Source organism: Martelella sp. K41-7 (assembly GCF_055808365.1).
On the sequence record NZ_CM147867.1, the window covers coordinates 1,770,824 to 1,783,041 of the forward strand.

The window sequence follows — 12,218 nt, forward strand, 5'->3', positions numbered from 1 at the left end:
AAAAGTCTCCCCGCCTTCACCTTTTTCCAAAACGGAAGAACCAGAAACGACGCCCCTGCTGGCGCGGACGTTCAGGACCGATGGGCATGAATTGCTCGGATTCCGGCGGCGCGCCTTCCGGTGGATAGTCGAGCGTATCCTGAAGTTTTGAGACTTCTTCGGTCGTAAGGTTAGGATAGGGAAGATTGCCGCTGCTGCGCCATTCGGCGACCGTTTGCTCGGCTTCACCACCCTTTTCGGGATCGATGCCGCGATCGCGCGCAAAGTAGAGGGTTTGGGCCGGATAGGCAAAATCTGTCCCTGATTCATCAACGAGCATCATCATCCGCAAGATCACGTCTTCCTGTATCGCGAGAAACTCCGAATAATCGACGGTGCGGATATAGGCGAAAATCTCGTATTCGATCCGATTCTCTGCAACTCCCAGAAGCCGCACCCGCGCCGGGTCGGGCAGAACCTTCGGATGGGCAACCAGCATGCGCCGGATCTCCGCCAGCAGATAGCGCAACTGGTCCAGGCTGGTTTCGGGCCTGAGCGCAAAAGTGCGGCGCATCAAGATGTTGTCGCGGCGGCTGAAGTTCTCGATGTTGGAGGAGATAAAATCTGAATTCGGTATGGTCAGCAGTGTCCGCTCCAGTGTGCGGATGACCGTGGCCCTTAGCCCGATATGCTCGACCGCTCCGATCCGTCCGTCAAATCGGCCAAAATCATTGACGTCGACAGGTCGGTCAACGAACAGGATGAAGGCAGAGATCACATTTTCAAGCGTTGAACGCGCGGCGAAGGCAATCGCGATCCCGCTGATGCCAAGACCGGCGACAGCCGCGCCATAGGGAATTCGCAGTGCCTCGGCAAAGAGCAGGATATTGGAGCAGAGCAGAAGAACCTTGGCGACACCAACCATGAGCGATGCAAGGATTTCACCGCGCGGGTTGATCAGGCCCGCCCTCTCGATCCCTTGATGCAGCCGGTCAACGACCCAGAACTCGATCGGAATGGCGCCCGCGATCATCATCAGGATCGCCATCGATTTGATGGCGCTGCTGAACTCGGACGGCAAACCCAGGATGGTGAAACCCAAATAGTTTATGACGCCGAAGGCAAACAACCGGAAACCCCAGATTGCAGGCCCGGGGCGGTGTGCTGCGTTCTCAGTGGCACTCCCGATCAGGGTGATGAGTGAAAGTATGAGACCGACGACGAAGGCGGTGCAGACCGCGACAAGAAAGATGGCGACAAGCCCCGCCCACTGCCAGGTTTCAAGCGGGCCTAAGGGTTGCAAGCCCGCCGGCGCCCATCCGGCGACGAGCGCACGTATCTTGAAATAGGGCGCTTTTGAGTGTGCGTCATAGGGCAGAACCCGGACCGCTTTCGGCAGGTTTTCTGTGGCAGCGTAGAGCGCACGCACGGTGCGCACCGTCTCGGGCGTGAACTTCCATTGCACACCGTCATCGGTTTCTGTTGGTGCGAGGACGATATCGCCTGCGGGATGAGTGAAATAGACGAAGGGTTCGAGTGAGCCGGGGTCGTTGGGGATTTCCTGAAACACAACCTCGCCAATGCGGGCGATCACCTCGTTGAGATACTCGGTAACCAGAATGGACTGCCGGTCACGCACCACGGACGGCATTTCCGAAAGATCGAGCGCCGCTATCGCGGTTTCCTGCATGGCCGGCCCGGCCCGCATCGCATCCACAAAGCTTTCCATGGCCGCGCGCGGGGTCGCACCGTCAAAGCGCCCTCCCCCTTTGTGCACGCCAGCCTCCGCCTCCTTCGCAATCTCGGAGAACAGGCGTTTGACAACATCGGCGGGCGGCGCAACCATGAACCAGTCCTCCCCAACGCGACGAAACTGCAGCGGCAGTGTACGGCCATCATAGCGCGTAAGCACCAGTTCAGCCGACTCGCCTTCCGGCGCGCTGCTTTCGAAAACATCGGGATCGACGGTGAACTGATCGAGTAGAAGCACCAGCGGCGCGAGCTCCCGGGCGTGATTTTCGCGCCCACCTTCCGGAAAGATCAGCATCGACAGAAGGTCATCCTGATATTCCAGCCGACCGCTTTCCACCGCCTCGGCAGCAATCAGGAAGGTGCGCAGGGTTTCAGACGGCGATGACTGTAAGGCGCGCAAATTCTGGTCGTGATCGGAAGGAATCCGCGCCCCCGTCCACCATTGCTTGTTGCCAAAACGGCCAACAAAACTCGCCCCATCCTCCGACAGGATAAACTCAAACGAACCGCTACTCTTTGGCGTATTCCACGTGCCTGAAAGCCGGTTGCCCTGGACATCGCCCTCAAGACGGCCGCTATAGGCCGGATAGCGACCGGTAACATGGTCGCCGTTCTGCTGCAGGTATACGCGCGCGCCGCCGTCAAACCAGCGCGAATCCCAGGCGCCGGTCCAACTATCTGTTGCGGCCATAGCTACAGAAAGAAAGCCTGCGGCAAAGATGATCCAGACGGTGAGGACAAACCCTCTCAATCTTTTTGAAGGAACATTCAAGCGATAGTCTGTAGATCGTGTCTTTATGTGCTTCAAACCCTGCCTGCTCCCGCCCAATGCACAAATCATTTTGTACCGACTATGACGCAGATCGACGCCGGGCACCACCGACCAGATCACCACAAGCGCGAGATAGTCCTATTCGATTGGAGCGCACAGCAAAGGCATGCGCTCATCAAGGCGAGCCTTGCCATGGTTCCTAGGAAATACTCTGCAACTCGCGCCATTTGCTCAACCGTGCATGCGCTGCCGTGTAAAATCTGTCCCGCAGCGCGGGCCTCTGAGCCTGGGAAAACTATGCACCAACAAACCCTGGGATCAAACACATAGCCACGCGAGAGATCCTCTTCCGAAGAACCATAGCCAAGAAGCAACGCGGTGACCGCCTGCCGCTCCTGCGCCTTTTTTTATAATTTACGTCCCGTCGCAACAACAGCCTTGCGCCCGCGGAGCGGAGGAGGCATCGCATCGAACGGCAATTGCCGGACATCGGTGTTTGCAACAGGGAAACCTGTTTGCCGTTTGAAACCCAATGCATTTCGCGACAACAGAACCAATACGGTCAGGGGTTTAGCCGTTATTGAGTTGCTGAGGACCGTGCTATCGCATCGACCAGCATCAGCATTGTCAGCGCTTGGCCATATGGCGCGGGGATATCGGGAATCTGTCGATAGAAATCGAGCGTATGGCCCATCGGAGTGCCATCGGAAACATGGGTTACAATCCCGTCATCGCCAATACAACCAAGGACGGCCTGAAACGCCTTTTCGGCAACCGGCTGGAAGGACTGCGGCAGGATTCCAAGCGAAATCCCTCTGGATATGCCGTAGGCAATACCGGCGGTTGCCGATGCCTCTATCGGCGCCGTCGGATCGTCAAGAAGCGTGTGAAAAAAGCCCTCGGCATTCTGCCGTTTCTTGAGCGCCGTTGCCTGAGCCACAAGAACATTGGTGAGATAGAGATGAGTCGCCGGTGGCAGGGTCTCTACGATGGAAAACAGTTCGGGGATAGCGATGGTGATCCAGGAATTGCCGCGTGCCCAGAGCGCACCGGCGAAATTGTGGCGCCCGTTGAAAGTCCAGCCATGATACCAGAGGCCGGTCTTCGGGTCGCCGAGATAACGTGTGTGTATCAGGAACTGATGCACAGCCTCCTCAACCCAGTCGGGACGATCGAAGCGCTTGCCCGCACGCGCCAGAAACAGGCAGGTCATGAACAGCGTGTCGTCCCATAACTCGCCGTCATTCATCCGCTCCTTAACCACATGCTGAAAGCCGCCGTCTTCGGTGCGGGCCAAGCCTGTCATCAGCCATTCGGCCCAGTCTTTGACGAGCGCTTCCCATTCGGGCCGTTCGACATCGTCGATCAGGAACGAAAGCGCCAGCATCGGCGCGGTGGAATTGACCTGGCGCGGCGGCAGCCCGCGCGAAATCTGCCATTCATACCAGTCGGCCAGCGCGTTGATCAGATCCAGATCACCGGTCTGGCAGGCATGGCGGTAAAGCCCGTAGACACCGACACCGATCTCCCAGTCCCATTCGTCGAACTGGATCGAGAAGGTTCCTTCAGCAATGGGGGCGGTTTCATTGATGCCGCGGATCCGTGATAGGCCGGTGGCAACATTGGCAAGGTGGCCGAGAAGTTCCTGTCTTTCGTGATGCATGGCTTTTCAGTCTTTTCAGTTCGGAGCCGGCACGGCAAAAGCCGGTTGCCAGATGATTTCAGGCGTTTGTGAGAAGGTCGGAAAGTGTGTGTGGCGGCCTTCAACGAACAGGCCGTCGCGATAGTCGAGGCGGAGCGCAGGCGAAAACGGACCTTCGAATGCGAGGCTCAGCGGCGCCTCGTCGAGGACAAGCCGCGTCCGACCGGCAAGGGCGGCAACATCGGCGAGGCCGGCGCCTGCAAGTTCGCCGACCGTAATCGCCCAGCCGGTGCGCTTGCCCTCGACACGATGCTCGATGCCCGCGCCCGGCCCTTGCTGTATGGCTGTGATCGGCCCCGTCGCCTTCAGCATGATGAAACTGCCCGCAGAGCGCAGTACCAGAAAATCCGGCCCGGCAATATGTTCGTCGAAGGCTGCGAGCGGGGCATAGGCATGGGTGAAGGCGAGACGCGGATTTTCGCCGAGATCGCTCAGAAACAGGCAGCAATTGCGGAACTGGCCGACGCGCGGCATGATGCCGTTGCCCGCCCAGAAGGACGGCCTGTCCGCCCCCCAGGGATCGTCCGCGCCCGGATGGTTGACCCAGACCCGCGCCATCGGATGTCCCGCGGCCTGCACATCGGCCAGATGCTGCTGATGTCCCTTCGCGCCGGGCGTGGCATCGATGCTGGCCGAAAGCTGCACACCCGCCGTCTTGTACAGAGCAAGCTGCGCCGCACGACCATAGCCCTGCACATAATGAGCACAAACCGCCCGGCCCTCGGGCGGGGCGGCGCAGTCACCAAGGCCGTCAGGCGGGCTATAATCGCCAGCGCAAAACATCGGCAACGCCGCAACGCCGCGATTAAGCCAGCCGGTTGCGAACGCAATTGTGGCGAACGGTGCGAGTTCACTGAGCGGCCCGGCCCGCAGCTCCTTGTCATAGGCACGCCCCATGGTTCCGGCCGAGACCCCGTTGATCGTGTGTAACGCGATCATGGAAAACAGCCGGTCGAGAACCTTTTCGGCCCGCGCCCTGATGGCCTCACCGGCAAAACGCTGCAAAGCGAGAAGGCCGATAAAATCAATCGGGTAATAGGCCGCCGAATTCCACTCGGCGAGGCCGTGATCCTCAACGGCATCGAACCAGCGTTCAAGGCGCGTTTCTGCAAGAGCCGCATGCTCGCTCCCGCTGATGCCGGAGTTGGTGAACACGGCATCGGCAAAAAGCTCACCGGCGATCAGTTCGGCAACATGGAAGCAGAGCACATGGTTTTCGCTCCAGAACCACATCGTGTCATTGCCGGGCTCAGTCATCCAGTAGCGGTAGCCGAGGATGGCGGTTTCGATTTGGGCGCGAAGCGCTTCCGGAAGGGCGTCCCGGTGGATAGCGTAGATCCAAAGCAGCGGCACGATCACGAAGTCGGAGCAGTCCCGCCGCGTATCAATGGCATCCAGCGTGTCGGCAAGCGCCGCCCGATCGCCGTCATCGAGGGCTAGACCGAGCGTGAGGCGCGCAAGCACGCGCCCGACCCTGAGTTCACCGTTTGCCGCAAGGTAAGCGAGGCCCGCTTTCTTGCGTGCCGCGAGGCTGCCTTCAAGGCGGCTTGGCCCGTCCTCACGCAACAGCGCAAAGGCGATCTTGCGTTCGATGCGGCTGTCGCCAATGCGGAACCCGATATCAAGTTCATGATACCCGTCGGGAAGTTCATCGGGCAACGCGAATTCCAGCTGTTGTTCGCCAGCCCTCAGTGTGGATATTGCTTCAAACAGCGGCGGCAGATGATGCATGTGGACACTCTGCTGCACCTTCGCCTCGACCATCACAGGGGCCTCTGACGGCCGGTCGATAATGAGACGCAGATCAGCGCCTTTTTTGAAAACGACCCGATCCGGGCGGATGGCACGGGCAAGTTCCATCAACATTTCGAGCGTGTTGCCGTCAGAATTCCCCGGCACCTCGGCTTCAAGCGCGCCCTCGCCGAGCCAGGTCAGTTCGACGAAGTAATTGGTGTCACGCTCGGCAATTTCCTCCACCAGCATCACCAGATCGGAGCCGCCGTCTGCAAGCGGCAGGACCAGTTCCATTTCCTGTGCCTCGTTGCGGGTATAGGGCTCGAACGCGGCAATCTCTTTGCCATCAACAAAGACGTGCGCACCACCGCATGTCGCGAGGCGGAAGGGAAAGCTGCCCGATTTCGGCGGAACGAGCCGGGTGCGTACCCAGCGCGACAGCCGCGTCGGACGATGCCAGAAACCGGAGAAATCAAGCCTGCGGTTGAACCCCGGCAGATTGGTCGAGACGATCTGGAAGTCATCCTTCAGCGCAACGTTGCGGCCCGCAATCTCCGCGCGCACTGCCGTCCGGCACGGCAGTTCGCCAACATCGACAAAGCCGTTGATGAACTTGTAGTCGACATTGTCTGTCCCGCGCGTCACCGCGCCGGGATAGTATTGCGCCTCAAGCGGACCAAGCGCGAAGGCCGTTACCGTCTCGCCCGTCTGGCTGACAAAGCGCGCGACATTATCCATGGGCGGTCTCCCGGTCGGGCAAGGATAATTCGATGGTTTCAATCATCGCCACCAGTTGATCGAGGCTGTCGATATGGAAATGCGGTTTCTCCGAAGAGTCTGCGGGCAGATGTGTGCGCCGTTTCGACCAGGCGACGAACAGGCTGATGAGGCCAAACTCATTCGCACCACGGATATCGCGGGCGAGATTGTTGCCGGCCATGACGATGCGTGATCTGTCAGCCGCGCCAAGGCCGAGATCGCGAAGTGCGGCTGCAAACATCATCGGCGACGGCTTGCTCTCGCCGATATCGCCCGAGATCGAATGGCTCTCCATCAGCTCCCAGATACCGCGCGGCTTCAGCATGTTCTCGAAGGTTTCGCGCGGGCCGTCGGCGACCAGTGCCAGCCTGTAGCCGAGTGCGTGAAGCGTGCGGACGGCATCCATGGCGAAGGGGATTTCCTCGGCTTCGATCACCACTTCGCTGCCGGGCTTTTTCACCTCGGTCGCCTCGTCGATCAGCGTATCGCCGCAATCGAGAAACACCGCCTCAAGATGCGGCACGCTCTCCGGGAGCGCGGCGATCAGCGCCTGCATCCGCTTCGGGATCCACTGTTCGAGCGCCGTCCATGGCACGAGCGCCGGCTCTTGCGCTGCGGCGATGAAATCGAAGCGCGGCACGAAGGCCGCCCGTTTCATGGCGAGCCGGGCCAGGCGATGTTGTTCCGGTGTTGCCGACCAGGCACCGCTTTCGGCAAAGGCATTGCCGAGATGAATACCGCCCGCACCCGCATCACGCCCGCACATTTCGGCAATCTTCGCCCCGACCATGGAGCACATGATGCGCGAAACGCCCCAAAGCGCGTGTTTGCCCGGCTCCACGTAAAGCACTGGTCGTGTGCCCCTCATTTCAGGCAATCCGCTGCCGTCATCGACCGAAACCCGCATGCCATGCATCGAGCCTTCAACGCGAACGACGGCGCCTTCGGCATCGACGTGCACCCACACATGTTCGAGGTCGTAGAGATGCTGGATATCCCAGTCGTGCCAGATCGCGTATTCGATCACCGATCCGCCTTGCGGCGGCGTAATATCGAACTTCGATGATGGCGACCGGGCAGTATGGCGGATCACGCTATAGCCGAGTGCGATTGGCGGCGCGGGTTCGGCGCAGTCGATCATCAGCACCGGCCGGTGCGTTTCGGCCATCGCAAAATCATCGTCAGGCACGCCTTCGGGTGGGGCCGGTTCGGCCAGAGAACAGAGGCTCATGCGCCGACCCCCTGCCCCGCATCCTCACCAACGCCTTCAAGTGTAAGCGCTTCGGCGTGGTGACAGCGTACATCGCGGCCATCGACGGTTCTCAGTGCCGGTTTTTCGCTGGCGCAGCGCTCGGTGGCGTAGGCGCAACGGGGATGAAAGGCACAGCCCGATGGCGGATCGGAGGCATCAGGCACCTCGCCCTTCAGCACGCCGCGTTTTTCAGACGAACGCTTGCGCGGATCAGGCTGCGGCACGGCGCCCAGCAGCGCTTCCGTATAGGGATGACGCGGGCGGGAGAACAGCCGGTCCGTCTCGCCAAGCTCCACGATCTGCCCGAGATACATCACCGCGATCCGGTCGGAGATATGCTCCACCATGCCGAGATCATGGGTGATGAACAGATAGGTCAGGTCAAACTTCTCCTGCAGGTCCTGCAGCAGGTTGATGTTCTGGGCGGCAACCGAAACGTCGAGCGCGGAAACCGCCTCATCGGCCGCGATAAAGGCAGGCGATAGAGCAAGCGCGCGCGCGATGCCGATCCTCTGGCGCTGACCACCGGAAAAGGCGTGGGGGTAGCGCGTGGCATATTCGGGCCTGAGACCGACGAAAGACAGCAACTCGCCCACGCGTTTGGCGATCTCGTCCTTGGAATAACCATGCACCACCATCGGCTCGCCGATGAGATCCAGCAGCGTCATGCGCGGATTGAGCGAGGAATAGGGATCCTGGAAGATCATCTGCATTTCGCGACGCACCGGGCGCAGTTCCTTGTCGCTCATCGCCGAGATATCGATCACCTGACCGTCGTTCTCGCGAAACAGGATTTGGCCGCCGGTCAGGGTGTAGGCGCGCAGGATCAGCCGGGCCACGGTCGATTTACCCGAACCGCTTTCGCCGACAAGCCCGAAGGTCTCGCCCTTGCGGATGTCGAAGGAGACATCGTCAACGGCGCGCAGCACCTTCAGTTCACGCCCCTTGTGCCCGCCCTTCACGGTAAAATGCTTCTTCAGACCGCGAACGGAGATCAGCACATCGTCGGGCATGGAACCTTTGATGATATTATAGTCGCTCATGCTCCGGCCTCCGGCAGTTTTCCGGCAAAATGACAGAGCGCCTCCTGGCCGTGATCAAAGGGCACGCGCGGCGGCGTCTTCGCAGCACAAACCGACGGATCGGCATAGTCGCATCGCGTGTGGAACACGCAGCCGGAGGGAATGTTGTAGGGATCCGGCACCGAGCCCTTAATGACGCTCAGGCGGCGCTGTTTCTTCTGGCCAAGGCGCGGGATCGACCCCAGTAGCGCCCGCGTATAAGGGTGCTGGGGATTGTAGAAAATGTCATCGACCAGCCCGGTCTCCACGACCCGGCCGAGATACATCACCGCGACCCGGTCGGCGATATCGGCAACCACACCGAAATTATGGGTAATGAACACGATCGCCATGCCGAGTTCCTGCTGAAGCGATTTCAGCAGTTCGAGTATCTGCGCTTCGGTGGTGACATCAAGTGCGGTGGTCGGCTCGTCAGCGATCAGCAGCGCCGGGTCGCAGGCCAGCGCCAGGGCAATCATCGCGCGCTGGCGCATGCCGCCGGAAAGCTGGTGGGGGTAGCTGTCGAGAAGCCGTTCGGGCTGGGGAAGCTGCACCCGGGCCAGAAGATCGCGGGCACGCTCCCGCGCCTCCTCCTTGCTTGCGCGGCGATGCAACATGACGGTGCGCATAATCTGGCTGCCGATCGAGTGAACCGGAGAAAGCGCGGTCATCGGCTCCTGGAACACCATGCCGATTCTGTCGCCCCTCAGCTTGCGCATCAGCCGGCTGTCGCGTGAAAGCCCGTCGAGCCGGTATTCTTTGTCGCCATCCGGGTTAAAACGTATTTCGCCGCTGCCCTCCTGCGCGTTTCTGGCCAGAAGCCGCATGATCGCCCGGACCGTCACTGACTTGCCCGAGCCGCTCTCGCCGACAATGCCAAGAACCTCGCCGCGATTGACGTGATAATTTACGCCGTTGACGGCCGTTACCAGCCCGTCGCGGGTTTTGAAGGCAACCTCGACATCGTCGAGTTGCAGAAGCCGTTCGGGTGGCATTTTTTTGTTCGTCTTGTCCAGCATGGCAAAAACCTATTGTCCGTAGGGGTCGGCCGCATCCCTGAGACCGTCACCGAGGAAATTGAAGGCCAGCACGACCGCGACCACGGCCAGACCCGGTGCAAGCAGCCAGGGGGCGAGCGAGATCGAGCGGAGGTTCTGCGCGTCCTGCAGCAAAACGCCCCATGAGACGACCGGCGGGCGCAGACCGAGACCGAGGAAGGAAAGCGCCGTCTCGCCGAGGATCATCTCCGGCACGGCAAGCGTCATCGCCGCGATGATATAGGAGGTCATCGCCGGCAGCATGTGCTTGGTGATCACGCGATATTCCGAGGCTCCAGCAAGGCGCGCCGCCATCACATAGTCTTCCGATTTCAGCGACAGGAAGCGGCCACGCACCACGCGGGCGAGATGGGTCCAGCCGATCAGTGCCAGAATGAGGGTGATCAAGACATAGACAAACAGCGGATCCCAGGCGATCGGCAGAGCTGCGGCAAGCCCCATCCAGAGTGGAATCGTCGGAACCGAGCGGATGAACTCCATCATTCTCTGGATCGCCGTATCGACAAAACCGCCGTAGTAGCCGGAAATCGAACCGAAGAAGAGCCCGAGTACAAAGGCGAAGAACACACCGACCAGACCGGCCGAAAGGGTGACGCGCGCACCATACACCAGACGGGAGAACAGATCGCGGCCGAGCGAGTCTGTACCCAGAAGATTAACCTTCTGGCGGCGGGCATCGATGCCGAAGAGATGAAGATCGGCCTTCCAGAAGCCCCAGAACTTATATTTTTCGCCATGCACGAAGAACCGGATCGGCAACGGCTTGGTCTTGTCCTGCACATAGGTAATACGCGCGGTTTCCGGATCACGTGTGCGCTTCAGTTCATAAACGAAGGGGCGTGTCAGAGATCCGTCATGGATGACGCGCACCATTTGTGGCGGCACGAAGGTTTCCAGCCGCTCGATGGAATCGGGCGCATAAGGTGCGACGATCTCAGCGAAGATCGCCGTGATATAGGCCAGTACAAGGAAGATCAGCGAGATCAGGGCAAGCCGGTGCTGACGGAAGCGCCACCACATCAACTTCCATGAATTGGCGGTGTAGATGCTCTGCTCTGCCGCCGCCAGCGCGTTTTCTTCTGCGTAGACTGAAGTTTCAAAGGTCATAACGGCCTCACGCGTAACGGATGCGCGGGTCGGACCACGCGAGAAGAATGTCGGACAGCAGCGTACCGATGACGGTGAACACGCTGAGGATCAGAATGAAGGCCCCGGCAAGATACATGTCCTGCATCTTGAGTGCCTGCAGCATCAGCGGTCCCGTGGTCGGCAGGTTGAGCACGACAGCGGTGATAACGTCACCGGAAAACAGCGCCGGCAGTGCCCAGCCGACAGTTGAGATAAAGGGATTGAGAGCAACCCGCACGGGATAGCCCCAAACCACCTGCCGTTCGGAAAGCCCCTGCGCATAGGCCGTTTCCACATAGGGTTTTCCGAGCTCATCGAGCATGTTTGCGCGCATCACTCGGATGAGGCCGGCCGCGCCGCCTGTGGCCAGCACGACAATCGGAATCCAGACATGGCTCAAAACATTGCCGATTTTCGCAAGGCTGAGCGGCTCGCCCTCGAAACGAGGAGAAATCAGCCCGCCGACATCGATGTTGAGCCAGGCGAAGCCGATCCACATCAGGATCAACGCCAGCAGGAAATCCGGGATCCCCTTACCGAGAAAGCCGAAGACGGTGAACACATAATCGAGAAGCGAATACTGCCGTTGCGCCGAATAGACGCCGATCGGGATCGCAATGATCCAGGTAAAAACCAGCGACAGCGATGACAGAAGCAAGGTCAGCGCCAACCGTCCCCAGATCAGGTCGGAGACCGGGGCGTTCCAGTGAAAGGACTGGCCGAAATCTCCATGCAAAACGATATTGCCGATCCAGCGCACATATTGCACGAGGACTGGATCGTTCAGCCCCAGCTGCGTGCGGATCGCGTCTTCCTGTGCTGCAGTGATGTATTCGCCGCTGTTGCGCAATTCGGCGGCATAAGCGGTGACATAGTCTCCCGGCGGAAGCTGAATGATGATGAAGGATATGAAGGACACGACGATGAGGGTCGGGATTGCCCACAAAAGTCGTCGCCAGAGGAAATTTGCCATCGTCTACTCTCCGCACTGCTCCCCACCGGCCGCCCGTAACCAAACGGG

8 protein-coding genes are annotated in these 12,218 nt (G+C 60.0%); all 8 read right to left on the minus strand.

Annotated elements, in window-relative coordinates; genetic code table 11:
- Window positions 1-16: 16 nt before the first annotated feature.
- Window positions 17-2,422, minus strand: coding sequence for a mechanosensitive ion channel family protein (locus tag AC0L7L_RS08380; protein ID WP_473513339.1), 2,406 nt, complete (start codon window positions 2,420-2,422; stop codon window positions 17-19).
- 658 nt (window positions 2,423-3,080) lie between these two features.
- Complete coding sequence (gene bglB / locus AC0L7L_RS08385; protein ID WP_473513340.1) at window positions 3,081-4,166, minus strand: beta-galactosidase BglB; 1,086 nt, start codon at window positions 4,164-4,166, stop codon at window positions 3,081-3,083.
- 15 nt (window positions 4,167-4,181) lie between these two features.
- The gene (locus AC0L7L_RS08390; protein WP_473513342.1) at window positions 4,182-6,677 is read right to left on the minus strand and encodes a hypothetical protein; all 2,496 of its coding nucleotides are present in this window, start codon (window positions 6,675-6,677) and stop codon (window positions 4,182-4,184) included.
- On the minus strand, window positions 6,670-7,929 hold the full coding sequence (locus tag AC0L7L_RS08395; RefSeq protein WP_272211384.1) for an HAD family hydrolase: 1,260 nt from the start codon (window positions 7,927-7,929) through the stop codon (window positions 6,670-6,672). Before AC0L7L_RS08395 ends, AC0L7L_RS08390 begins: the two co-directional genes overlap by 8 nt.
- Window positions 7,926-8,993, minus strand: a complete 1,068-nt coding sequence (locus AC0L7L_RS08400) for an ABC transporter ATP-binding protein (RefSeq protein WP_473513344.1) — start codon at window positions 8,991-8,993, stop codon at window positions 7,926-7,928. Before AC0L7L_RS08400 ends, AC0L7L_RS08395 begins: the two co-directional genes overlap by 4 nt.
- Complete coding sequence (locus AC0L7L_RS08405; protein WP_473513346.1) at window positions 8,990-10,030, minus strand: ABC transporter ATP-binding protein; 1,041 nt, start codon at window positions 10,028-10,030, stop codon at window positions 8,990-8,992. The genes AC0L7L_RS08400 and AC0L7L_RS08405 overlap by 4 nt, the downstream gene beginning before the upstream one ends.
- A gap of 9 nt (window positions 10,031-10,039) precedes the next feature.
- Entirely contained in the window at window positions 10,040-11,176 is a 1,137-nt protein-coding gene (locus AC0L7L_RS08410; RefSeq protein WP_473513348.1) for an ABC transporter permease, read from the minus strand.
- A gap of 7 nt (window positions 11,177-11,183) precedes the next feature.
- Window positions 11,184-12,170 (minus strand): ABC transporter permease, encoded by a 987-nt coding sequence (locus AC0L7L_RS08415; protein ID WP_272211392.1) that lies wholly within the window; start codon window positions 12,168-12,170, stop codon window positions 11,184-11,186.
- Window positions 12,171-12,218 lie beyond the last annotated feature (48 nt).